We start from the raw sequence: 22947 nt of genomic DNA on the forward strand, positions 1-22947 counted from the left end.
AGTTCTCGACCCACCCAGTGAGACTTCTGCGCGACCGTGCGCAACAGAGAGGCAGAGATGTCCGAACTCGATCTCGTCATCCGCAACGGCACCGTCATCGACGGCTCCGGCGAACCCCCGCGGCAGGCCGATGTCGCGATCCGTGACGGCGTCATCGTCGAGGTCGGCGACGTGCCCGGCACCGGCCGCGAGGAGATCGATGCTCGCGGCCAGCTCGTCACCCCCGGGTTCGTCGACGTGCACACCCACTACGACGGCCAGGCCACCTGGGAGAACCGCCTCGTGCCCTCGACCAACCACGGAGTGACCACGGTCGTCATGGGCAACTGCGGTGTGGGCTTCGCGCCCTGCAAGCCCGAGGACCGCGACCTCCTGATCAGGCTCATGGAGGGCGTCGAGGACATCCCCAACGTGGTGCTCAAGGAGGGTGTCGACTGGCAGTGGACCAGCTACCCCGAGTTCCTCGACTTCCTGGGCAGTCGCGAGTTCGACGCCGACATCTGCAGCTACGTCCCGCACGCCGCCCTGCGCACCTACGTCATGGGCGAGCGGGCCTACTCCCGGGAGCCGGCCACTTCTGACGAGATCCGTCAGATGGGCGAGATCCTCGAGGAGTCGGTGCGCGCCGGAGCCTTCGGGTTCGGCACCTCACAGACCATGTTCCACCGCTCCAGCGACGGCCAGCTCACCCCGACGCTGGCCGCGACCGAGGAGGAGTACGCCGGACTGGCCGCGGCCCTCGATCGTGCCGGGGCCGGGCTGATCCAGTTCGTCATCGAGTACAACGACGACTGGGAGCAGGTCCTCGACATGGGCCTGCGTCGCGCGAAGGAGTCGAACCGGCCGTTCAGCATGGCGTTGGTGCAGAGCCACGGCAATCCCCGGATCTGGCGCACGATCCTCGACAAGTTCGACGCGTTCAACGCCTCCGGTGGCACCGGCACCCTGCAGATCCTGCCGCGGCCCCTGGGCGTGCTGCTGGGCCTCGAGCTGACCCTCAGTCCGTTCTACTCGACGCCGACCTACCTCACGATGGCCGACCTGCCACTGGCCGACCGGGTCCGCGAGCTGCGCCGGCCCGAGGTGAAGGAGCGCATCCTCGGCGAGACCAACGACCCGGACCCCGACATGGCGATGGGAATGCGGGTGCGCGACTTCGACCAGCTCTTCGAGATGGGTGAGGACTTCGACTACGAGCCCGCCAAGGAGTCCAGCATCGGCGCGCAGGCCCGCCGAATGGGCGTCTCCCCCGAGAGTGTGGTCTACGACAGGCTTCTGGAGCGCGACGGTCGCAACATCCTCTACCTGGCGTTCTCGAACTTCGCCGACTTCTCGCTCGAGCCGTGCCGCGAGATGCTGCTCAACGAGCACGTCGTTCCCGGCCTGGGTGACGGGGGCGCGCACCTGGGAGTCATCTGCGACGGCAGCATCTACACCCACCTGCTCACCCACTGGGGTCGGGACCGTCACCAGGGCGAGCGTCTCCCGCTGCCCTATCTGATCCACCTGATGACCAGGCGGTCCGCCGAGATGGTCGGCCTGCACGATCGCGGCCTGGTCGCCCCGGGCCATCGTGCCGACCTGAACGTCATCGACCTCGACCACCTCGGCCTCGACCTGCCCCACGTCGTCCGCGACCTGCCCGCCGGTGGCCGGCGCCTGATGCAGGACGCGCGCGGCTACACCGCAACGGTCGTGGGCGGCACCGTCGTCACCCGCGACGGCCAGCCCACCGGCGCCCTGCCGGGTCGCCTGGTCCGGGGCCCGCAACCCGCACTGACTTCCGCTCCCGCCTGACCGCTGTTCACCCTTCCCGCAAGCCCCCCAATGGAGAGAACCATGACTGACACCCTCACCCCCGTCGGCGGCCGTTCCGCCTGGCTCGGCAGCACCCTGGACTACCGCCAGGACGGCCTGTGGCAACTGTCCGACGACGAGCTCGCCGAGATCGACACGGCACTCACCACCCTCAAGGGCCACGGTGACCTGGACCTGACCGAGATCACCGCAGCCACGTTTCCCCTCCACGCCGTCGGAGACTTCCTCGCCCGGTTGCGTGACGAGCTCCGGACCGGCCGCGGCTTCGTGCTGATCCGTGGGCTCTCCCGCGAGAAGTACGGCGACGACGACCTGGCCCGCATCTACTGCGGCCTGGGCGCCCACCTCGGCGACGTCATCCCGCAGTCAGGAAACGGCGAGGTCCTTGGCCACGTGCTGAACGTGGCCGACCTGGTCGACGAGAAGGTGCGCGGCTACCGGTCGGCGCAGTCGATGAACATGCACTGCGACGGCCACGACGTCGTCTCGCTGCTGTGCCTGCGTGCGGCGAAGGAGGGCGGCGCCAGCCGCATCGCCAGCGCCGCGGCCGTGCACGACCGCATGGTCGAGACGAATCCCGAGCTGGCCCGGGTGCTCTACGACGGCATGCCGGTGATGCGTGGCCAGATGGACGCCGAGCGCGGCGACGGCAAGATCGTCACGTCCGACAACGTGGCGCTGTTCGCCCGCGCCGACGGCGAGTTCAGCTCGTGTGTCCACGTCGCCCAGACCCGCGACGCTGCCCGGGCCGGGCACTTCGACATCACTCCGGAGCAGGAGGCCGCACTCGACCTCTTCTGCGAGCTCTCGGCCTCCCCCGAGTTCTACCTCGACATGAGCATCGCGCCGGGCGACATCCAGTTCCTCAACAACCGTCTGATCGTCCACGGCCGTACGCCGTACGTCGATCACGACGACGTCAACCAGCGCCGGCACCTGATGCGGCTCTGGGTGAACATCCCGTCGTGGCCGCGACGTCCGGCCAACCAGCAGGACGTCTACTCGATGGACGACCTGCCGTTGTGGGCCCGGTTCCGCACGCCGTTCATGGAGCTGCCGGAGACGTACATGGCCGAGGTCACCGCGAAGCAGGCGGCTGTCGTGTGAGAGACATGCGTCGTGCTCATCTAGGCTTCGTGGATGGCTGAAACCCCCACCAGCACAGGCCCCTCGCGCGCATCCCGGCCCGGCGAGGAGTCGCAGGCTCGCGCACGGGTGGTCCAGCTCCTGGTCGATGCGGCTCGGCCGCTCTTCGCGAGTCGCGGCCCCGCCGCGGTGTCACTGCGCGAGGTGGCCCGGGCCGCCGGCGTCAACTACGGCCTGATCCATCAGTACGTCGGCACCAAGGACGACCTGCTGAAGCTGGTCTTCCAGAGGTCGTCCGACGCCTATGCCCAACAGTTCAGCGCGGCTGCGAGCACCGAGGACGCGATCGCGATCCTGATGCGGCCCAAGAGCTCGGAGTACGTCCGGATGCTGGCGCGCAGCATCCTCGAAGGACGCGACCCGGCGGCCATCCTGGGCCGCTCCCCCGCCATGGACGAGCTGAGCCGCCGGATCGTGCAGAGCGAGGGCGACGCGGGTGACGACGTCGAGTCCCGCATCCAGGTGGCCGCACTCACCAGTGCGGCCCTCGGCTGGGGACTCTTCGGCTCGTTCGTCAGGGGCATCACCGGTCTCGAGGACCAGTCCGACGAAGACCTCACCCTGGCCGTCTACGCACTCGTGCGCCGGGGCGTCTTCCTCACCACGGACGAGGCCGACCCGAGCTGACCGGGCACCAGGTGCGTAGGGGCGTACCTCAGGCGAGCAGGTCCTGCGCCTTGCGAGTGACGCCCTCCACCGTGATGCCGTAGCGCTCCAGCAGCTCGGCGGGAACGCCCACCTCGAGATCGGCGTCCGGCAGCGCGACGCTGCCGAAGCGCGTGGCGACACCGTTGCGTCCGAGCACCTCGGCCACGGCCGCACCGAGGCCACCGACCTCGCTGTGCTCTTCCACGGTGAGGATCGCCCGGGTCGTCGCGGCGGCGTCCAGGACGGCCGCCACGTCGAACGGCTTGAGGTACGCCGCGTCGAGCACCGCGACGCTGATGCCCTGTTCCTCCAGTGCCCGTGCGGCACCGAGGGCGCAGCCGACACCGGCGCCGGTCCCGATGATCGTGAGGTCATTGCCCTCGCGCACCCGCACGAACCGGCCCGGCTCCAGCTCGGGCACCGACGAGTAGACCGGTGCGGTCGCCTCGCTCACCCGCAGCAGCACGGGTCCGGCCGACTGGTGGCTGGCCTCGAGCAGGCCGAGGGTGGCGTAGTTGTCGGCCGGGGTCATCACGGTCAGGTTGGTGATCGACCGGGCGATCGCGAGGTCCTCCACGGCGTGGTGGCTGGCCCCGAAGTAGCCCATCGCCAGCCCCGACAGGCGGGTGACCAGGGTGACCGGCAGCATCGTGGCGGCCCAGTCGGTGCGGATCTGCTCGGCGCACTTGATCATGCCGAAGGGCGCGAAGGCCATCACATAGGGGCGGAACCCCGATGCGGCCAGGCCTGCGGCCACCGAGATCGTGTTCGTCTCGGCGATGCCCAGCTCGACGTACCGGTCGGGGTGGCGCTCACGCAGCTCGGAGAGCGCGGAGCCCATGTCGGCGGAGATCACCACGACGTCGTCGTGACGGTCCGCGAGCTCGGCCATCGCGTGACCCAGCAGGTTCAGCGAGGACGCCTGCCCCTCGTCGGAGAACACGTCCTCCATCGCGGCGGCTCGGTTCGTGGTCGTCGTCATGCGGAGACCTCCTGCATCCTGGCGCTGATCTCTGCGATCGCGTCGTCGCGTTGTTCGGGGGTGAGGCACCCGACGTGCCAGGCCCGGGGTGCCTCCTCCATCAACGAGACTCCCCGGCCCTTCTGGGTGCGGGCGATGAGGCACACCGGGCGGTCCGACCCGGGGGCCGGCAGGTCGGCGAAGGTGGTCACCAGGGCATCCACGTCGTGGCCGTCGAGCTCGATGACGTGCCAGCCGAACGCGGCAAACCGATCGGCCAGCGGCTCGATGCTCATCAGCTCCGACGTCGGGCCGCTGCCGATGAAGCCGTTGGCGTCGACGATCGCGACCAGGTTGCCCAGCTCGTAGTGGCTGGCCGCCATCGCGGCCTCCCAGACCTGACCCTCCTGGATCTCACCGTCACCGATCAGCACGAAGGTGCGGTGGTCGGAGCCGCGCAGCCGTGCGGCCATCGCGATGCCGAGGCCCACCGAGAGGTTGTGACCCAACGACCCGGAGCTGAAGTCGACGCCCGCCGCCTTGCGCATGTCGGGGTGGTCGCCCAGCGGGCTGCCGATGTAGCCGAAGGTGTCGAGGTCCTCGCGAGGGAAGTAGCCCAGGTCGCTGAGGATCGGCCACAGCCCGACGGCGGCGTGGCCCTTGCCGAGCAGGAAGCGGTCGCGGTCGGCCCAGTCAGGAGTGGCCGGGTCGAGGCGCATGACCCGGTAGTAGAGGACCGACAGGATCTCCGCGCACGAGAAGGTGCTCGAGTAGTGCCCGAGCCCGGCCTTGTCGATCATGCGGATCACCTCGAGGCGGAGCCAGTCGGCACGGACCCGGAGGTCCTGGACCGTCGTGGGTCGGTCCCGTTCGAGTCGGGTGAGTGTGGCAGTCATGTGGTTCCTCGACATTCAGCGGAAGTTGTCGGGCACCGGCGACATGTAGGTGTCGCCGCCGTGGGTGGAGACGCGGAGCTCACGCGAGGTGATGAACTCCAGGAGCACGGGGCGACCGGCCTCGGTCTCCTTGATGCCTCGGCGGATCGCGTCGGCGATGTCGGCCGGGTCAGTGACCTTCTCGGCGTACAACCCGAGCGACTGGGCCATCGCCGTGTAGTCACCCGAGATCTCCATCGTCTGGTACTTCGACTGGGAGAGGCCCATGGCGTTGGTCTCCATCGCCATGTAGGAGTTGTTGAACAGGATCGAGAGCACGGGAAGCCGCTCCCGCACACAGGTCTCGAGCTCGAGACCGGTGAACCCGATCGCGGCGTCACCCCACAGGTTCACGCACAGCTTCTCGGGGTGCACCAGCTTCGCGCCCATCACCAGGCCGAGGCCGTAGCCGAGCTGGGTGGTCTTGCCCCAGCCGAGATAGCTCAACGGCGCGGTGCTCTTCCAGAACGGCGAGAGCTGGTCGCGTGGCGAGCCGGCGTCGTGCGTGATGATCGTGTTGTCCGCGTCGGTTGCCGCGATCAGCTCCCAGATCACGCGGTAGGCCGTCATCGGGTTCTCGTCCGACGTCAGGATCGGCAGCCACTCGGCCAGCCACGCGTCGTACACCTGCGTGATCTCGGCCTCGATCGGGCCCCGGTCGCGATCTCCGTCGACGAGCTCGTCGACCGCGGCCAGCAAGGCGTCCAGGGTGAGCGCGGCGTCGCCGATCAGGCCGACGTCGGCCTGCACCACCGTGTCGAGGTGCGCCGGGTCGAGGGTCGCGTGGATGATCGTCTTGCCCGTCGGCATGGTCGTGGCGAAGTCGGACGGCGTGAAGCTGCAGCCCATCCCGAGGATCAGGTCCGACTCCTTGAGGAAGTGGTCGACCGTCCTGGGCACCGCCCGGCCGCACGACCCGAGGGAGAGCGGGTGGTCCTCCGGGAAGGCGCTCTTGCCCTGCAGGCTGGTGGTCACCGGGATCGCCAGCTTCTCCGCGAGCTGCTTCAGCTGGGGCCATGCCTCGGCGTAGTGCACGCCCTGGCCGGCGTAGATCACTGGTCGTTCGGCGGCCACGAGCAGCTCCGCGGCCCGTCGTACGGCGACCGGGTCGGGGCCTGAGCGGGTGGTGATCACCGGGCGGTAGTCGAGCGGAACCGTGACGTCCTCGAACCACATGTCGCGCGGGATCTCGACGACCACCGGTCCCCCGCGGCCGTTGCGCAGCCGGCTGAAGGCACGCCGGAAGACGGCGACCACCTGGTTGGCATCGTTGAGCGGCTCGACCGACTTGGCGATCGAGCGCAGGCTGATCGTGGAGTTGAAGTTCGGGGCGATGTGCGCCTCGTCGCGGCGGTAGCCCATCGGCAGCACCAGGATCGGCACCGACTCACCGAAGGCCTGCGCGACGGCGCCCATGCCGTTCTCGATGCCCGGCCCGTGCTGGGTCGCGTAGACCCCGATCTGCTTGCCGCTGGTGACCCGGGAGATGGCGTCGGCCATGTGCCCGCCGGTGCGTTCGGCCCGGGCGATCACGGGTCGGATGTCGGCGTCGGCGGCGTACTCGAAGACGTAGTTCAGCGGGTAGCCGCAGACCATCTCGACGCCTTCGGCCTTCAGGATCTCGGCGATTGCCGCACCCAGCTTCATGATTCCTGCTCTCGTTCGGATGCGGTCGATGACCGCGTCATTCGTGCACTCGGGCCAGGTCGGCGTCGTCGGGTTCGAGCGCCTCGGCACTGGCACTCGCCACCTCGAGTCGCTCCAGCACCCCGGGCGCCAGGGCGTACGGCGGCGCGTAGCTCTCGTCCACCGGGAAGCCGGCGTCGAAGCCGATCCGCAGCCCCGGGCCGCCGATCTGCCAGCGCACCGGCAGCGGCCCGTCGACGGACAGCTCGGCGGTGACCGTGCCCGCCTGGTGGAGGGCGAACGTGCCACCCCCTTCACGCAGGCGGTAGGTGAGCCGGACCTCCTCCTCGCCGGCAGCGAGCGGCGTCGAGGACTCGACCCGGTGGCCGACCCCTGCATAGTTGGCCGAGACCACCAGGTGACCGTCACGGAGGTACCACGCAAGCCCCTGGGTCCAGTCACCGATCGCGGCCAGGATGCCGCTCGGTGCCTGCTCACCGACGTCGAGGTGCGCGGTCATCGTGAAGCCCTCGGTGAGCACCGGGTGCATGAACTCGGAGACCGCACCCGGCCCCGGGCGGTAGGTCATCCGCGACGGCTGGCGGTGCCCGGGCGGACGTTCCATCTGCGGGCGCCCGGTGTAGCCGTCGTTGAGCGGCAGCACGTTGTTGCGGCCCGCCTCGGTCCACCACATCTGGACCAGCTCGCGGACCAGCTCGGGGTGCTCGGCAGAGAGGTCGGTGGTCTCGGCGAAGTCCTCGTCGAGGTGGAACAGCGCCCAGTGGTCCTCGTCGTACTCATGGCTGCCGGGGATCAGCTCACGCTCGAGCAGAGGCGTCGGCCCGACGTGGTCGGTGCGGATCTTCCAGCCGCGGTGGTAGAGCGACCGCGAGCCGGCGCACTCGAAGTACTGCGTCTCCCGGGGCGCGGCCACCTCCGGTGCGAGGAAGGAGTCGAGGATGCTGGAGCCGTCGAGCGACATCTGCTCGACACCGTTGAGCCGTTCGGGCACCGGCACGCCGGCCGCCTCCAGCACCGTCGGCATCAGGTCGGAGACGTGGCAGAACTGGTCACGCACCTCTCCCGGTGTGCCCATGCCGTCGGGCCAGTGCACGATCAGCGGGGTGCGGACGCCACCGAGCGCGGTGAACCTCTTCCAGAGCCAGAACGGGGTGTTGCCCGCCCACGCCCACGGCCAGGCGTACTGCATGTAGGCGTGGTCGCCGGACATCTCGTCGACCTTGGCGAACGTGAGCTCGCGGTTCGCCTCCCGGTCGCGGTGCAGGCCGTGGTAGTTGAACGAGCCGTTCGGCCCACCCTCGGCGCTCGTGCCGTTGTCGGAGATCAGCATGACGATCGTGTTGTCGAGGGTGTCAGTGTCACGGAGGTGGTCGAGCAGCCGGCCGATCTGGGCGTCGGTGTAGCTCAGGTAGGCAGCGAAGATCTCCATGCTGCGCGCGGTGACGCGTCGCTCCTCGTCACTGAGCTCGTCCCACGGACGCACCCAGGGCGGGCGCGGCGTCGCGTCCGCGTCCTCGGGCACGACCCCGATCTCCTTCTGTCGCGCGACGATCGCGTCGCGCCACTGGTCCCAGCCCTGGTCGAAGGCGCCCTCGTAGCGGCGTACCCACTCCTCGGGTGCCTGGATCGGCGCGTGCATGGCGCTCGCGGCGTAGTAGAGGAAGAACGGACGCTCGGGAGTGTTCTGCTGCTGGTCGCGGATGAACCCGATGGCCTCGTCGGTGAGGTCCTCCATCAGGTGGTAGCCCTCGTCGGGCGTCCGCGGCTGCGGCACGTAGGAGTTGTCGCGGACCAGGGTCGGGGTGCGCTGGCTGGTCTCGGCGCTCAGGAAGCCGTAGTAGCGCTCGAAGCCGAGACCGAGGGGCCAGCGGTCGTACGGCCCGGCCGGATTGACCTCCCACCGCGGTGCGAGGTGCCACTTGCCCGCGGCGAACGTGCTGTAGCCGGCCTGCTTGAGCACGGCGGGCAGGGTGCCGGCGGACGGCGGGATGGCGCAGGTGTAGCCGGGGTCCGGGGTCGGGATGTCGGTCAGGTAGCCCATGCCGACCCGGTGATGGTTGCGCCCGGTGAGTAGTGAGGCGCGCGTCGGCGAGCAGAGCGCCGTGACGTGGAACCTGTTGTAGCGCAGGCCGTCCGCGGCCAGGGCGTCGATGTTGGGGGTGCTGATGTCGGAGCCGAAGCACCCCAGCTGCGCGAAGCCCGTGTCGTCGAGCACGATCGTCACGACGTTGGGTCGGGTCACCTCATGGCCGCCGTGTGGTCGTTGGCCAGCACGCCGCCATCGACGTTGATCGTCGCCCCGGTGACGAAGCCGGCCTCCTCACTCAGCAGGAACCGCACGACGGCGGCCACCTCGGCGGACTCGCCGACGCGCCCGAGCATGGAGAGCCCGGACATGGCCGCCGCGGTGCGTTCGTCGGCCAGCACCCGCTCGAGCATCGGCGTGGCGATGTAGCCCGGGCAGACCGAGTTGACCCGCACCCCGTCACGTCCGAGCTCGGCGGCGAGCGACCGGGTCAGGCTGAGCACGCCGCCCTTGGAGGCGGTGTACGACGGGATCGTGCCCTGGCCGACCACGGCGTTGATCGAGGCGATGCCGACGACGGCGGAGCCCGGCTGGGACCGCAGGTCGTCCGCGAGCGCCGCGACCAGGAAGCCGTACGACGTCAGGTTGACGTCGATGACACGTCGCCACGCCTCGGGGGTGAGCTGCGTCATCGGCGTCGAGTCGACCACGCCCGCACTGTGCACCAGCCCACCGAGGGGGCCGACTGCCGCGCGGGCGGTGTGCAACGCGTGGGCGAAGTCGTCGAGCCGGCGTACGTCGACCGCCTGGCCGCACGTCGCGACGCCGTACTTCTCGGCCAGCGCGTCGGCTGCCGCGGTGACCGCCGTCCGGTCGAGGTCCCAGAGGACGACGGGACGGCCGGCCTCGGCCAGCGCGCGGGCGCACGCCTCACCGATCCCCGAGGCCGCGCCCGTGACCAGCACCGGTGACGTCGTGGTCATCGGACGACCTGCTCAGTCCGCTCGGCGGCGGCGGACGCAGCCGTCAGCTCGAAGCCTCGGTAGTCGTCGGCGGCGATCTCGTCACAGAAGGCGGCGTACGTGCCGAGGCCGCCGAGGTAGAGCATGAACTTGCGTGGCTTGCCCTCGATGTTGGCGCCCATGTACCACGAGTTCGCCCGCGGGAAGAGGGTCTGCTCCGCCGCCTCCTGCAGCTGCGTGGTCCACTCCTGCGCCACGTCGGGCGACACGGCGACCCGATCGGCGCCCTGCTCGTCGGCGGCGCGGATCAGGGCGAGCAGCCAGTCGACCTGCATCTCCGAGCCCAGGACCATGTTGGCCAGCACCGCCGGCGAACCGGGGCCGTTCAGGATGAAGAAGTTCGGGAACGCCGGCACCTGGTAGCCCAGGTAGGTCACCGGCCCGTCGGCCCACGCGTCGCGCAGCAGCACGCCGCCCTCACCGCGGATGTCCATGCGGGTCAGGGCTCCGGTCATCGCGTCGAACCCGGTGGCGAAGACCAGCACGTCGAGCTCGTAGGACGACTCCGAGGTCTTCACGCCCCAGTCGGCGATGTGCTCGATCGGGTCCTTGCGGAGGTTGACCAGCGCGACGTTGTCGCGGTTGAACGTGGCGTAGTACCCCGAGTCCGTGCAGATCCGCTTGGTGCCGATCGGGTGGTCGCTCGGGATCAGGTCGTCGGCGACCTCGGGGTCCTCGACGATCGCGCGGATCTTGGCGACCGCGAAGTCACGGGCGTAGTCGTTGGAGACGATGTTGGTGTACTGGTCGGGGAAGGTCTTGCCGAACAGCACGCCGCCCGTGGTCCAGCCCTTCTCCAGGGCTGCGGTCCGCTCGTCCGGGTCGCACTCCTCCGCGCTCTTCGGGTGGGCGACGTACGGCGACCCGCCGCCGCTGACCCGGGACTTGCGGCGTCGCTCCGGGTACTCCTCGCGGATCCGACGCTGGTCCTCCTCGGTCAGCGGCCGGTTCAGTGCCGGCACGCTGAAGTTCGGAGTGCGCTGGAAGACGGTGAGCTCCTCGGCCTCCTGCGCGATGACCGGGATCGACTGGATGCCCGACGAGCCGGTGCCGACGATGCCGACCCGCTTGCCGGCGAGGTCGGGTGCGGGCTCGGGCCACTGCGAGGTGAACAGCACCTCGCCGGCGAAGTCGTCGACCCCGGGGATCGGCGGCTTGTTGGGCACCGAGAGAGACCCCGCGGCGCACAGCACGTGGCGGGCGACGTGCACCTCGCCTGCGTCGGTGGCCACCCGCCACACGGCGGCCGACTCGTCCCAGTCGGCGGCGACCACCCGTGTCTCCAGGCGGATGCTGCGCAGCAGGTCGAACCGCTCGGCGACGTGGTTGATGTAGGACAGGATCTCCGGCTGCGTGGCGTAGCGCTCGCTCCACTTCCAGTCGTTCTGGAGGTCCTCGTCGAAGGAGTAGGAGTAGTCGATGCTCTCCACGTCGCAGCGGGCGCCCGGATAGCGGTTGAAGAACCAGGTCCCGCCCACACCCGATCCGGCCTCGAGGCACAGCACGTCATGACCGGCCTGACGGGCTGCGTGGACGGCGTACAGGCCGGCGAAACCGGCACCGATCACGAGGATGTCGAGCGTTCCGGCGGCGTTGCCGGCGACGGTGGAGGAGCGGGAGGAGTCGGGCATGCCAACCTCTTTCGGACGACGCCCAGGGCGTGTGTGGTGGTCGACTCCGACATTAGGGAGCGGGCTCGTCGCCCCCCGAAGAATCCCGATCAGCGGGAGCCGGCCCACCGCTCCCGATCAACGGGACGACCTCCGACCGGCGCAGTCCCGGCGGTTAGACAGCAGGAAACGACCAGGGAGATGACATGACCAACCCCATGTGGGACGAGTTCTGCGACAACCTTCGCGCGGCCGGGAACACCCTGCAGTCCGAGTCCGCACCTTTGACCCCGTTGGACCAGGCCGAGGGGGTCCGCTACCTGATCCGGCTGCTCCGCAACGGGACGCTCACCAGCATCGAGCACAACGACCCGCGTTACCCGGTCTTCACCAACATCCTCGACCCGAACCTGCGCTGCAAGATCGGCGCGGACAACCCCGACAACATCTACATGAGTGCGCGCGTCTCCCCCGAGCACCGCTATCGCATCAGCGGCACCCCCGGAAACTCCACTGTGTTCAGCATCGGGTCGAAGAGCAAGCGCGACTGGAGCGAGGAGACCCAGGTCTCCCACGGCGAGATCGACGTGCACTCCCTCCCCCTCGACGACCAGGGCCGGTTCAGCTTCGTGGCCAGCAAGGAGAAGCCCGCCTCGGGCCCCTGGCTCCCGTTGCCGGACGGCACCGACAAGCTCACCGGGCGGCAGAGCTTCGTCGACCACCCCAACAACGACCCCGCCCGGATCACCATCGAGCTCCTCGACGAGGAGGTCCCCTACGCACCCCTCGACGTCGACGAGTTCGCCGACCAGCTCCGCGCCGCCACCCTCCAGGTGTCCGGCATCTCGAAGATCTTCGCCGAGTGGACCCGGTTGTTCATGACCCGTCCCCACGAGCTCCCCGACTGGGGCCAGGACCGGTTCCTCAACGCCGGCGGCGATCCGACGATCTTCTACCTCCACGGCTACTGGAACCTCGCCGAGGACGAGGCCTGGGTGATCGAGACCGAGGTCCCCGACTGTGAGTACTGGAACTTCGTGCTGCAGAACTGGTGGATGGAGTCCCTCGACTACGACCGCACCAACACCCACCTGAACAACCACACCGCGAAGCTCAACGACGACGGCACCCTGACCATCGTGGTGGCGGCGAAGGACCCCGGCTACGGCAACTGGGTCAACACCGCCGGGCACTCCGAGGGCACGGCCCTGCTGCGCTGGGTCAAGTCGGGCGGCAACAACCCGATCCCGACCTGCAAGGTGGTCAACCTCTGACCCGCGCCCCGGGTCCCGGTGATCAGGACACGCACCGGGCCCCGGGGGCCCGACCCTAGAGTCCAGTCATGACGATCACCCTTGCAGACAAGATCGCCGTGATCACCGCGGCGGGCCACGGAATCGGGCGCGCCAGCGCCCTCGAGTTCGCCGCTGCCGGGGCCACCGTCGTCCTCGGCGACCTGAACGGTGACAAGGTCACTGCCGTGGCCGCCGAGGTCGAGGCCGCCGGCGGCCGGGCGATCGCCATGCAGTGCGACGTGACCTCCCACGAGCAGGTCGAGGCGCTGGTCCACACCGCCAAGGACACCTTCGGCCGGCTCGACGTCCTCTTCAACCATGCCGGCGGGTCTCCCCAGGCCCCGCTGCACGAGGTGACCGTCGAGGGCTTCCACCACATCGTCGACCTCAACCTCGGATCGATGTTCTTCGGTGTGCGGGCCGCGCTGCCGATCATGGTCGAGCAGGGCGGCGGCACCATCGTCTCCACCACGTCCGGCGCCGGCCTGGGCGCCGTGCGCGGCCTCTCGGTCTACGGCGCTGCCAAGGCGGGGATGATCGCGCTGACCAAGAGCATCGCGGCCGAGTACGGCGGCCAGGGCATCCGCGCCAACGTCATCTCCCCCGGCTCCATGGACACCGCGGGGTTCCGCGGCTGGCTCGACTCGCTACCGGGCTCGGACCAGGACTACTTCGAGCAGATCCCGTCGGGACGACTCGGTGCGGCCGAGGACATCGCCAGGGTCGCCTGCTTCCTGGCCAGCGACTACTCGGCGTACGTCAACGGCATCACGGTGCCGGTCGACGGCGGCATCGTCGGACTGCTGGCGGTCCCCCGCGTCTGATCCGGTCGCCGGTCGATGGCGAAGCCTACAAGCCCGGCGATTCTGCGGTCAGGGCGTACGGCGCGGTCGCAGGCCGACCACCACCAGCAGCGCACCGACGACAAGCACTCCGGTCGCGGCCGCCGTGGCGGCCGCGAAGCCGTGGACCAATGCCTCGGTCGGCGTACCGATGTAGTTGCCGGCGGCGGTGACCGCGATGGTGTTGAGCACGGCGGTGCCGAGGCTGCTGCCGATCTGCATGGCGGTGTTGGCGGTGGCCCCGGCGACGCCCGCCAGCCGTGGGTCGACCCCGCTGGTGGCGAACGCGATGGCAGGGGTGAAGACGCAGCCGATCCCGGCGCCGACGAGGATCTCTGCCGGCAGGATGGTGGTCAGGTAGGCGCTGCCGGGCTCGAGCGTGGTCAGCAGGCCCAGTCCGGACGCCGCGACCAGCAGGCCCGGTGCGACCAGAGTGCGCGGCGACACCCGGTGCATCAGGCGGGTGGCGATGCCGTAGGAGCTGGTCGCCACGGCCAGGCTCATCGGCAGGAAGGCCAGGCCCGTGCGCACCGGGCTCCAGTGGAGCACCACCTGGAAGTGGTAGGTCAGCATCAGGAACATCCCGAACGTGCCGACCACGCTGATCCCCGTGGCGACGTACGCCGTGGCGCGGCCACGGTCGGCCAGGATCGAGAGCGGAAGCAGGGGGACGGTCAGCACACGCTGGCGCAGGATGAAGTAGGTCAACAGGCCGACACCGACCAGGCCGGGGACCAGCACCCGCGCCGATGACCAGCCGTGGGTGGCGGCCTCGCCGCACCCGAGCACCAGCGCCGCAAGACCGGCGGTGGCCAGCAGGCCGGAGACGACATCGAGCGGGGTCGGGTTGCCGCGATCGGCAGGAAGCACACGGCGCCCCACTACGATCACCACCGCCGCGACCACGACGTTGACGTAGAGGCACCAGCGCCAGCCGGCGTACTCGGTGAGGGCACCACCCAGCATCAGGCCGACGACGGCGCCGCTGCTGGCCACGGCACCGAAGACGCCGAACGCCTTGCCGCGCTCCTGCGGATCGGTGAACGTCGAGGCGATCAGGGCCAGGATGGCGGGTGCCATGAAGGCGGCACTGGCTCCCTGCAGGGCGCGTCCGGCCACGAGCACACCGAAGGTCGGCGCCGCACCGGCGAGCCCGGAGCTGATCGCGAATCCGACCAGCCCCGACATCAGGGTTCGGCGGCGACCGAACCGGTCGGCCGCCTTGCCGCCGAGGAGCAGAAGGCCCGCGAACGAGAGGGTGTAGGCGGTGACGACGTAGGCGCGGTGCGCGTCGTCGAAACCGAGGTCGCCCTGCGCGGTCGGCAGCGCGACGTTCACGATGGTCGCGTCGAGCGCGACCATCAGCTGGGCCGATGCCACGACCACCAGCGCCTGCCAGCGGCGGCTCGTGGCCGGCGATGTTCCAGCGCCCGGAGCGCTGGTCTGCGACGTCCTTCCGGTGGCAGTCATGGTCGTACCGTCCTCAGAATCAAGTGGAGGAATTTCCTCCGTTACATTCTTGGCACGCCACTGGAGCCCTGTCAACGGTTCCGGAGGATTTTTCTCCGTTTCAGTGCTAACCTGCGGCCATGCCGATGAGAGCCGACGCCAGCCGCAACCTCCAGCTCCTGTTGTCGGCGGCCCGCGAGACGGTCGCCGAGAAGGGGGCGGGCGCCCCACTGGAGGAGGTCGCCCAGCGAGCCGGAGTCGGTATCGCCACCCTCTACCGACGCTTTCCCGATCGACCTGCCCTGCTGAAGGCCGTGGTGCTCGACGCTCTCGAGAAGACGCGAATCGCGGCCGAGTCCGCCGCCGAGGAGTACGCCGACGAGCCCTTCGAGGCCCTCGCTGCCTACCTGCGCACCGCACTGGAGCTGAAGGTGTCGGCCGTGATCCCCCAGGTCCTCGATGCCCTCGACCTCAACGAACGGGAGCTGGCCGCCGCCCGCGAGTCCTCCGCCGCCGCCACCGACCGCTTGGTGCGGGCCGCCCAGGACAACGGCGACCTCGCTGGCGACCTCACGTTCGCCGACATCGGCATGATGCTGGTCCGCGTGGCCCGCCCGCTGCCCGGACCGATCCCGGCCGAGACGAAGCACGACCTGGCCCGACGACACCTCGAGCTCTTCATTCGGGGCCTGCGCGCCGACGCGCGGAGCGACGGGCCTCGTACGCGGCTCGACGGGCCGGCCTACTCGCTGGACGAGCTCACCCATCTCACTGCCACACTCGAATCGCGAGACGCGACCGAATAGCGCGAAGGACGGGAGCGATGTCCGAGAAGCCAACGACCCTGGACGAGTACGTCGACGGGCTCCCACCCCGGGCACGCGAGCGCATGATCGGCCTGCGCACCCTGGCGCGCTCAACTGCTCCAGAGCTCTCGGAGGCACTGAAGTGGGGTCCCCGGCGTACCTGCATCCTGACGGCGTGATCATGTTCGTCCTGTCGGCGCACACGTCGCATGCGAACGTCGTCTTCACACCAAGCACGCGCGAGCACTTCAGCGCCGAGCTGACCGGGTTCTAGACCGGCAAGGGCTCGGTCAAGCTCCCCTACAGCGGCGGCGTTCCTCACGAGCTTCTCGTCCGCATGATCCGGCACCGGGTCCGGGAGTACGAGCACGACGGCGTCAAGTGGATGTGAAATGCGTTCAGGCCCGGAATCCGAGGATTCCGGGCCTGAACATTTTGTAGCGGGGGCAGGATTTGAACCTGCGATCTCTGGGGAACGACGTGTCCACATCACCCTCAGTCTGCCTTGGTCATGTCTGCGCAGGTCAAGGCACGTTTTCAGCCCGCGCAACGCCTGACCCGATCATCCGCGATCACCGTCATTCCCCACGTTGGTGGGGAGTAAGTGGGGAATGCCTCGGCGCCCAGCCCACGGCGCTTGAACACGATGAGCAACCCTCATCAGCGGCCGGACATGAGGATGCGCCGCGTCGTGCACACATCGCCGCCCCTGGCGACCTAGCCTCTGAGTCATGCATTGGTTGGGTGACTTCCTCCGCTGGCTGGACCCCGCATGGGTCACCGCGTGCATTGCACTGGTCGCGGGTGGCTACACCGTTCTCAACGTGCACACGGTCCGCCGCGCCTACTTCGAATCCACCGATGACCGAAAGATCGCCCAGGCTCGACTCGTGTGGGCCGAAGTTGGGAAGCATGTGGGCAAGCAGAAGGGCGCGATCGCCGGTGACATGGGAGCCAAGTGGCTGGGCACCAAGGCGAAGATTGTCGGCGACTCTGCTGCAGACTTTGAAGGGCAAGAGATCGACGGTCAGCGAGTGTCTGTGACCACGCGAGAGTTGACCATCCATCGAGTGGAGGTCATCAACAACAGCGCCGAGCCGATTGGGCACGTGCGTATCGAACTTCACGGCATGAAACCCCTTCGCCCGGCCAGTGACGAAGCGACCGAACCCGCTGAGCCGCGGCAGTGGACCGGGCGCCCAAACTGGGAGATTGCGCGAGCGATCAAGCCCGGTGAGACGCGCGTGTTTCGGGTCGTGGCACCCGTGGCCCTCCGTGATGTGGGCCGACACAAATTCGTCACCGTAAGTTTCACTGACTCAGCAGGCCAGCGGTGGACCAGGACCGACACCAAGCCACCCAAACCAAGCGCCAAGCCGAAGCGGCAGCGGTTTCCGAAGGCTCAGGCATGGAAGAACCGCAGACTCATGCAGGTCCGCACAATCAAACGGGGAATCGCGCGCAGGTAGACGCCGCACCCCGCCATAGACGCCTTTGACCTGATGGGAAAGGAAGGGCCTACTGACCTCACGGAGCGCCTGCGCCTGCGCGCCGAGGCGCACGGCGCGACTGGTCTCGTGTTCGGTGTGACCTACTTCGCCACCAAGGCCGGACAGCCGAGGGACCGGAACAATGTCTCAAAGGCACTGCGCCGCGTGTTCGCGGCTGCAGGTGTCCAGTGGGCAGGAACGCACACCTTCCGGCGCACCGTGGCCTCATGGATGGACGCGCACGGTTGTGCGCTTGCCGAGATTGCCAACCAGTTGGGCCACGCGGATACCAACGTCACCGCTGGCTATCTGGGCCGGAAGACGCAGCCGACTCGAGCGGCTGCAGTCATGGTGCTGCCGACGGTCAAGGCCACACTTTGCGCCGTTTAGTGGGGAATAAATGGGGAACCACTCGAAATAGCAACAGGGCCTGATCTGCGTTTCCGCAGGTCAGGCCCTGTTTCTTGTAGCGGGGGCAGGATTTGAACCTGCGACCTCTGGGTTATGAGCCCAGCGAGCTACCGAGCTGCTCCACCCCGCGCCGGTGAACAGAACCTTACGCGAGGGCATGAGCAGATTCAAAATCGGCTACTCGTCGGCCTTCTTCTCGGTCTTCTGCTCCTGCTCCGACGCGCTCTGGTCGGAGAGTTCCAGCGCTTCTGCCACCAGTTCCTCGGCCCGCTTCGTCGCCGCGGCGTACTTCTGCAGGTTGCCGTCGGCCAGGGCCGCGTTGGCGTCCTTGAACTCCTGGTCGGCGTCGGTGAGCAGCTCACGGATCTGTTCGTCGACGGTGCCAGTGGGTTGCCCCGGGTCTCCTGTTCCCGGGGTCGGATCCGCGTCGAGCTCGACGTCGAGCACCTTCGCCACCGCCTCGGCGACGGTCTGCCCGATCGCGGTCTTCTCCCCGAAGGACACCAGCACCTGGCGCAGCACCGGGTAGTTGGCGGTGCTGGTTCCCTGGCGCACGGCGTAGACCGGTTGCACGTAGAGCAGACTCTCGCCGACGGGCAATGTGAGCAGGTTGCCATTGAGGATCCGCACGTTCGAGTTGCGGGTCAGCGCCTCGAGCTGGCGCTGGATCTCGTCGTTGGAGCCGAAGCGGTTGGCGGCCAGGCCGGGTCCGTCGACAGCCTTGCCGCTCGGCAGTTCGAGGACCTGGATCTTGCCGTAGGAATCGAGCGACGCGTCGCTGCCGACGGACACGAACGCGGCCAGGTTCTGCCGGCCGTTGGGCACGTAGGCCGACGTCAACGAGAACGTCGGGTCCTCGCCGCGGCCCGGCGTACGCACCGAGAGGCGGTACGGCGGCTGCAGGTTGCCCTGCGAGTTCGGGTCCTCCGGAACCACCCAGCGGGCCTTGCCCTCGTAGAAGGTGTCGGCATCCTCGACGTGGTAGGCGCCGAGCTGGTAGCGCTGGACCTTGAAGAGGTCCTCGGGGTAGCGCATGTGCTCGAGCAGGTCGGCCGGGATCTCGTCGCGGTCCTTGACCGTGCCGGGGAACGCCTTGCGCCACGCCTCCAGCAGCGGGTCCTCCTCGTCCCAGGCGTAGAGCGTCACGGTGCCGTCGTAGGCGTCGACGACCGCCTTGACCGCGTTGCGCATGTAGTTGATCTCGTCGGTCGGCAACGTGCGGAACTCATTGCCGTCGTCGAGGGAGTCACTGGTCATGTCCTCGAAGGAACCGCGCTCGGACTGGGGGTACTGGTCGGTCGTCGTGTAGCCGTCGAGCAGCCACACGACCTTGCCGTCCACCACGGCCGGGAACGGGTCGGCGTCCACGGTCAGCCAGGGCGCGACCTTCTCGACCATCTTTCGCGGGTCACGGTCGTAGAGGATCTTGGAGTTCTTGTTGACCCGGCCGGAGAGCACGATGTTGGGCTCACCGAACTTCCACGCGTACATCACCTTGCGGAACGTGTTGTTGACCTTCACACCACCCTTTCCGTCGTAGGTGTTGCGCGCGCCACCGGTCTCGGAGTCGTCGGGCAGGTTGAGCTCGACGTCCTCGGAGTCGTCGCCGGCCTTGCCGACGATGGAGTACTCGGGGCTCTTCTCGCCGTAGTAGATCGCGCCGCGATAACCGCCGGGTGCCATCTTCGACAGCTCACCCGTCGGCGGCAGTGACTGCTCCACCCACTCCGGCTTGTCACCGGTGGACTGCGTGTCGTTGTCGATGCCGCGCTGGTTGCCGAACGCCGCGATCACGCCGTACCCATGGGTGTAGACGGTGTGCAGGTTGGACCAGTTCTTGGCGTCGTCGGGCAGGCCGTCCTGGTTGAGCTCGCGCACACCGATGACGACGTCGCGCGTCTGGCCGCCGATCTTGTAGCGGTCGACGTCGAGGACATCGGCCACCGTGTAGTAGCCCTTCTCCTGTTGCAGCTGCTCGAACGTGGCACGCACCAGAGCCGGGTCGAGGAGGCGGATCTCCTTGGTGTTGGCCAGCTCGGCTGCCTGCTGGGCCGGGCTCAGGTCGGTCTCGCCCTTGAAGTCCTCGACCGCCACGTCCTCCAGGTCGTACGCCGCTCGCGTGGCGTCGATGTTCTTCTGGATGTAGGGCTCTTCCTTCTGCGCCTGCGAGGGCGAGACCTGGAACTGCTGCACGATGCCGGGCCAGATCAGGCCGAGCAGGATCGCGGAGAGCGCCAGGAGGCTGATGCCCACCGTCGGCAGCAACCACGTGCGTCGTACGACGTTGGCGAAGAACAGCACCGCGCAGATCAGGGCGATGAACATCAGGATGTTCTTCGCCGGCAGCACCGCATGGTCGTCGGCGTACCCGATGCCGGTCATCAGCGACCCGGACTCGTTGAGCAGGTCAAAGCGGTCGAGGTAGTAGTCAAGGCCCTTGACCAGGACGAACAGGCCGAGCAACAGCGAGAGCTGGGCAGCGGCCGGCCCGGAGAAACGGTCCTGCGCCGACTGCAGCCGGATGCCGCCGTAGAGGTAGTGCACCACCGCGGCACCGAGCAACGTCACCACGAGGACGGCCATGGTGAAGTCGACGACGAAGTGCAGCCACGGCAGGTCGAAGATGTAGAACCCGATGTCCTTGTGGAAGTAGGGGTCCTCCTTGCCGAAGGAGCCACCGTTGCGCCAGAGCATGTACTCACGCCACTTGCCGGAGGCGGTGGCACCGGCGAAGGCCCCGATGGCCAGGGAGACGCCGACCAGCAGCAGGACGCGGATCGGGTTGATCGCCTCGCGGTAGCGGTCGAGGCTGACCTGCTCGGGCGAGGCGGGGCGGAAGATGGGGCGGTACCTGAACGCGGCACCGAGGTTGATCCCGACGGCGAGAGCCATCACCAGTCCGAAGACCAGGAAGAGCCCGATGCGGGTGCGCACGAGCGTGGTGAAGACCGAGCTGTAACCGGTGGAGCTGAACCAGAGGCGCTCGGTCCAGAACGCGGTGAAGCCGGTGAACGCCAGGAACAGCGCGATCACCACTGCCAGGGTGATCCACAGCGCCCGTGCCCGCGAGGGCCGGCGCGGCTCCTCGGTGCGGGTCTCTTCGTCGCCGTCGTCGTACATGTCGCTCATGACCGCATCTCCTCGTCGGGGTCGACCTCGAGGGTCGCCCGCAACAACTCCACCAGCTCAGGGACAAGTTCATTGCCGCCGACGACCGACTGGTCGTCGTCGTGTGCGCGCAGTCGCAGGGCGCAGTACGTCGCGCCGGCCCGGGTGACGCCGGCGACGATGCGCACCTCCTGGCGATCGGGGTGCTCGGCCGCGAAGGCCTGGGCCTCGGCCGCGTCGTCGGGGATCTGGCCGTCCGCGCTCGGTGGGAGGACCAGCCGCTCCACGACGGCGGCGCAGCCGTGCACGGTGTCGGGCCACACGATCGAGGAGAGCACGGTCTCGAACGGCGTGGCCGCGTCGACCTCCTGCTCGATCGGGGTGAAGGATCCTTCGGCGCTCGACTCGTCGAGCCCCATCGCCGCCGCGAGGGCCGGCTCCTTCTCGACCAGCACGGCGGTCTCGACGAGCGCGTAGAGGCGGGACTTCTGGTCCCACCCGTCGACGGCGGCATGCGACTCGATCTCGAGCACGGCCGCGGCCAGGGCCGGGTCGGGAAGCTCGCCGTCGATCTCGCTCACTTGGACTCCTTCTCGCACGAGGGCAGGTCGGCATCGGGGTCTGCGACCCACGTCCTGATCGACGCGATCGCGTCCTTGAGGGTCTTCACTCGAATCAGCTGTACGTCGCCGCGCTCGGCGCCCAACGCCTCTTCACAGTTGTCGGACGGCACCAGGAACACCTGCGCCCCCGCGTCACGCACGGCCGGGATCTTCTGCTGGATGCCGCCGATCGGACCGACCTCGCCGTCGGCCGTGATCGTGCCGGTGCCGGCGATGTGGTGCCCACCGGTCAACGAGCCGGGAGTCAGGGTGTCGTAGATCGCCAGGGAGAACATCAGCCCGGCGCTCGGTCCGCCGATCTTGGGGTCGATGTTGATCGACACGTCAAACGGGAACGTGTAGCCCGCGTTGGGCAGGATCCCGATCCGCAGCCGGCCGTCGTCCTTCACCGGGGTGATGGCGACGCTGACCTTCTTGCGGTCGCGGAGCACCACGAACTTCACCGGCTCATCGGCCTTGTGCTGGTTGATCAGCTCCCCCACCTTGGCCGGGTCGCTGATCCTGGTGCCGTCGACGGACAGGATCCGGTCGCGCACCTGAAGCTTGCCCTCGGCCGGGAGGCCCTTCTCGACGGTGTAGACCTCGACGGCCGGCTTGATCGTGTAGCCCATCTCCCGCAGGGACGCGGCGATCGCGTCGTCCTGCGAGGTCGTCATCATGTACGCCGACTCCTGCTGGTTCGACTCGCTGGTCTCGTCCTCGTCGTAGACGGCGGAGTAGGGCTGCACCGCGTCGTCGCCACTGAGCCAGGCCTGGATCGCGGTGAACACGCTGACCGAGTCGCCCGCGCGGGTCACCGACACGGTGGTCATCCGCAGCTCGCCGTCGTCGTAGAACGCCTTGTGCCCGTTGACCTGGATGCGCTCCTGGCCACCGGCCTCGGAGAGCATGTCGACGCTCACGCCCGGGGTGAAGGTCACGTAGGGCACGGGCACGATGGCCGCGGTCAGCCACAACGCCACCATCAGGGGGACGGAGATCGCGATCGCGAGCGTGCGCCGGGTCATGCCGCCAACCTTCTCATCCGCGCGAAATGGGCTCGCCGCGAGGAGGGTGCTGAACGATTCGGCCGTCGCGAGCGTCGTCTGGTGCGTGCGATGGCAAGGCGGA

At 68.6% G+C, this 22947-nt stretch carries 19 protein-coding genes and 1 tRNA gene; 9 read left to right on the forward strand and 11 right to left on the reverse strand.

Annotated elements, in window-relative coordinates:
- Positions 1-57 precede the first annotated feature (57 nt).
- From ASD30_RS22050 to ASD30_RS22060, 3 genes are read left to right on the forward strand one after another with little or no spacing between them, the layout of a single operon-like run.
- The gene (locus ASD30_RS22050; protein ID WP_056687253.1) at positions 58-1797 is read left to right on the forward strand and encodes an N-acyl-D-amino-acid deacylase family protein; all 1740 of its coding nucleotides are present in this window, start codon (positions 58-60) and stop codon (positions 1795-1797) included.
- Positions 1798-1839: 42 nt separating this feature from the next.
- Complete coding sequence (locus ASD30_RS22055) at positions 1840-2925, forward strand: TauD/TfdA family dioxygenase (protein ID WP_056687256.1); 1086 nt, start codon at positions 1840-1842, stop codon at positions 2923-2925.
- Positions 2926-2958: 33 nt separating this feature from the next.
- Positions 2959-3591, forward strand: coding sequence for a TetR/AcrR family transcriptional regulator (locus ASD30_RS22060; protein WP_082564086.1), 633 nt, complete (start codon positions 2959-2961; stop codon positions 3589-3591).
- Positions 3592-3619: 28 nt separating this feature from the next.
- On the opposite strand, the gene ASD30_RS22065 is transcribed toward ASD30_RS22060, so the two are convergent.
- The 6 genes from ASD30_RS22065 to ASD30_RS22090 are packed head-to-tail and all read right to left on the reverse strand — an operon-like array spanning position 3620 to position 11834.
- Positions 3620-4594 carry a transketolase family protein gene (locus tag ASD30_RS22065; protein ID WP_056687262.1) on the reverse strand — a complete coding sequence of 325 codons (975 nt, stop codon included), beginning with the start codon at positions 4592-4594 and terminating at the stop codon, positions 3620-3622.
- Positions 4591-5469, reverse strand: coding sequence for a transketolase (locus tag ASD30_RS22070; protein WP_056687265.1), 879 nt, complete (start codon positions 5467-5469; stop codon positions 4591-4593). The genes ASD30_RS22065 and ASD30_RS22070 overlap by 4 nt, the downstream gene beginning before the upstream one ends.
- 15 nt (positions 5470-5484) lie before the next feature.
- The gene (locus ASD30_RS22075) at positions 5485-7251 is read right to left on the reverse strand and encodes a thiamine pyrophosphate-requiring protein (protein ID WP_268788303.1); all 1767 of its coding nucleotides are present in this window, start codon (positions 7249-7251) and stop codon (positions 5485-5487) included.
- Complete coding sequence (locus tag ASD30_RS22080) at positions 7193-9397, reverse strand: arylsulfatase (RefSeq protein ID WP_056687271.1); 2205 nt, start codon at positions 9395-9397, stop codon at positions 7193-7195. Before ASD30_RS22080 ends, ASD30_RS22075 begins: the two co-directional genes overlap by 59 nt.
- Positions 9394-10164: an SDR family NAD(P)-dependent oxidoreductase gene (locus ASD30_RS22085; RefSeq protein ID WP_056687276.1), complete on the reverse strand. Its 771-nt coding sequence runs from the start codon at positions 10162-10164 to the stop codon at positions 9394-9396. The genes ASD30_RS22080 and ASD30_RS22085 overlap by 4 nt, the downstream gene beginning before the upstream one ends.
- Complete coding sequence (locus ASD30_RS22090) at positions 10161-11834, reverse strand: flavin-containing monooxygenase (protein ID WP_056687279.1); 1674 nt, start codon at positions 11832-11834, stop codon at positions 10161-10163. The genes ASD30_RS22085 and ASD30_RS22090 overlap by 4 nt, the downstream gene beginning before the upstream one ends.
- Positions 11835-12019: 185 nt before the next feature.
- Between ASD30_RS22090 and ASD30_RS22095 the strand changes: the two genes are divergently transcribed.
- Positions 12020-13087 carry a DUF1214 domain-containing protein gene (locus tag ASD30_RS22095; RefSeq protein WP_056687281.1) on the forward strand — a complete coding sequence of 356 codons (1068 nt, stop codon included), beginning with the start codon at positions 12020-12022 and terminating at the stop codon, positions 13085-13087.
- 68 nt (positions 13088-13155) lie between these two features.
- The gene (locus tag ASD30_RS22100) at positions 13156-13932 is read left to right on the forward strand and encodes an SDR family NAD(P)-dependent oxidoreductase (protein WP_056687284.1); all 777 of its coding nucleotides are present in this window, start codon (positions 13156-13158) and stop codon (positions 13930-13932) included.
- A gap of 48 nt (positions 13933-13980) precedes the next feature.
- On the opposite strand, the gene ASD30_RS22105 is transcribed toward ASD30_RS22100, so the two are convergent.
- Complete coding sequence (locus ASD30_RS22105; protein WP_082564087.1) at positions 13981-15420, reverse strand: MFS transporter; 1440 nt, start codon at positions 15418-15420, stop codon at positions 13981-13983.
- Between the two features lie 119 nt (positions 15421-15539).
- Here ASD30_RS22105 and ASD30_RS22110 point away from each other — a divergent pair, with 119 nt between their 5' ends.
- The 4 genes from ASD30_RS22110 (at position 15540) to ASD30_RS22125 (ending at position 18085) form a co-directional block, all read left to right on the forward strand.
- Positions 15540-16205 (forward strand): TetR/AcrR family transcriptional regulator, encoded by a 666-nt coding sequence (locus ASD30_RS22110; RefSeq protein WP_056687290.1) that lies wholly within the window; start codon positions 15540-15542, stop codon positions 16203-16205.
- A 17-nt stretch (positions 16206-16222) separates the two neighbouring features.
- Positions 16223-16384: a hypothetical protein gene (locus tag ASD30_RS27295; protein WP_200951218.1), complete on the forward strand. Its 162-nt coding sequence runs from the start codon at positions 16223-16225 to the stop codon at positions 16382-16384.
- A gap of 552 nt (positions 16385-16936) precedes the next feature.
- Positions 16937-17674 (forward strand): hypothetical protein, encoded by a 738-nt coding sequence (locus ASD30_RS22120; RefSeq protein ID WP_056687293.1) that lies wholly within the window; start codon positions 16937-16939, stop codon positions 17672-17674.
- 33 nt (positions 17675-17707) lie between these two features.
- A complete protein-coding gene (locus ASD30_RS22125; protein WP_056687296.1) occupies positions 17708-18085 on the forward strand; it encodes a site-specific integrase in 378 nt (125 codons plus the stop codon).
- A 77-nt stretch (positions 18086-18162) separates the two neighbouring features.
- Here ASD30_RS22125 and ASD30_RS22130 read toward each other — a convergent pair.
- From ASD30_RS22130 to ASD30_RS22145, 4 genes are all read right to left on the reverse strand, one after another.
- Positions 18163-18236 (reverse strand) — tRNA-Met (locus ASD30_RS22130).
- A gap of 47 nt (positions 18237-18283) precedes the next feature.
- Positions 18284-21235 carry a UPF0182 family membrane protein gene (locus tag ASD30_RS22135; RefSeq protein ID WP_056687299.1) on the reverse strand — a complete coding sequence of 984 codons (2952 nt, stop codon included), beginning with the start codon at positions 21233-21235 and terminating at the stop codon, positions 18284-18286.
- Entirely contained in the window at positions 21232-21795 is a 564-nt protein-coding gene (locus ASD30_RS22140) for a PPA1309 family protein (protein ID WP_235532656.1), read from the reverse strand. Before ASD30_RS22140 ends, ASD30_RS22135 begins: the two co-directional genes overlap by 4 nt.
- The gene (locus ASD30_RS22145) at positions 21792-22844 is read right to left on the reverse strand and encodes a YlbL family protein (protein WP_056687302.1); all 1053 of its coding nucleotides are present in this window, start codon (positions 22842-22844) and stop codon (positions 21792-21794) included. The genes ASD30_RS22140 and ASD30_RS22145 overlap by 4 nt, the downstream gene beginning before the upstream one ends.
- Between the last annotated feature and the right edge of the window lie 103 nt (positions 22845-22947).

Origin of the sequence: Nocardioides sp. Root140 (assembly GCF_001426745.1) — a bacterium.
In the GTDB taxonomy this organism is placed as follows: Bacteria; Actinomycetota; Actinomycetes; order Propionibacteriales; family Nocardioidaceae; genus Nocardioides.

Excerpts from the sequence above, each read along its gene's own strand:
- ASD30_RS22050 (WP_056687253.1), top strand. The coding sequence starts at position 58 with ATGTCCGAACTCGATCTCGTCATCCGCAACGGCACCGTCATCGACGGC.
- ASD30_RS22055 (WP_056687256.1), top strand. The coding sequence starts at position 1,840 with ATGACTGACACCCTCACCCCCGTCGGCGGCCGTTCCGCCTGGCTCGGC.
- ASD30_RS22060 (WP_082564086.1), top strand. The coding sequence starts at position 2,959 with ATGGCTGAAACCCCCACCAGCACAGGCCCCTCGCGCGCATCCCGGCCC.
- ASD30_RS22065 (WP_056687262.1), bottom strand. The coding sequence starts at position 4,594 with ATGACGACGACCACGAACCGAGCCGCCGCGATGGAGGACGTGTTCTCC.
- ASD30_RS22070 (WP_056687265.1), bottom strand. The coding sequence starts at position 5,469 with ATGACTGCCACACTCACCCGACTCGAACGGGACCGACCCACGACGGTC.
- ASD30_RS22085 (WP_056687276.1), bottom strand. The coding sequence starts at position 10,164 with ATGACCACGACGTCACCGGTGCTGGTCACGGGCGCGGCCTCGGGGATC.
- ASD30_RS22090 (WP_056687279.1), bottom strand. The coding sequence starts at position 11,834 with ATGCCCGACTCCTCCCGCTCCTCCACCGTCGCCGGCAACGCCGCCGGA.
- ASD30_RS22095 (WP_056687281.1), top strand. The coding sequence starts at position 12,020 with ATGACCAACCCCATGTGGGACGAGTTCTGCGACAACCTTCGCGCGGCC.
- ASD30_RS22100 (WP_056687284.1), top strand. The coding sequence starts at position 13,156 with ATGACGATCACCCTTGCAGACAAGATCGCCGTGATCACCGCGGCGGGC.
- ASD30_RS22105 (WP_082564087.1), bottom strand. The coding sequence starts at position 15,420 with ATGACTGCCACCGGAAGGACGTCGCAGACCAGCGCTCCGGGCGCTGGA.
- ASD30_RS22110 (WP_056687290.1), top strand. The coding sequence starts at position 15,540 with ATGCCGATGAGAGCCGACGCCAGCCGCAACCTCCAGCTCCTGTTGTCG.
- ASD30_RS27295 (WP_200951218.1), top strand. The coding sequence starts at position 16,223 with ATGTCCGAGAAGCCAACGACCCTGGACGAGTACGTCGACGGGCTCCCA.
- ASD30_RS22120 (WP_056687293.1), top strand. The coding sequence starts at position 16,937 with ATGCATTGGTTGGGTGACTTCCTCCGCTGGCTGGACCCCGCATGGGTC.
- ASD30_RS22125 (WP_056687296.1), top strand. The coding sequence starts at position 17,708 with ATGGGAAAGGAAGGGCCTACTGACCTCACGGAGCGCCTGCGCCTGCGC.
- ASD30_RS22135 (WP_056687299.1), bottom strand. The coding sequence starts at position 21,235 with ATGAGCGACATGTACGACGACGGCGACGAAGAGACCCGCACCGAGGAG.
- ASD30_RS22145 (WP_056687302.1), bottom strand. The coding sequence starts at position 22,844 with ATGACCCGGCGCACGCTCGCGATCGCGATCTCCGTCCCCCTGATGGTG.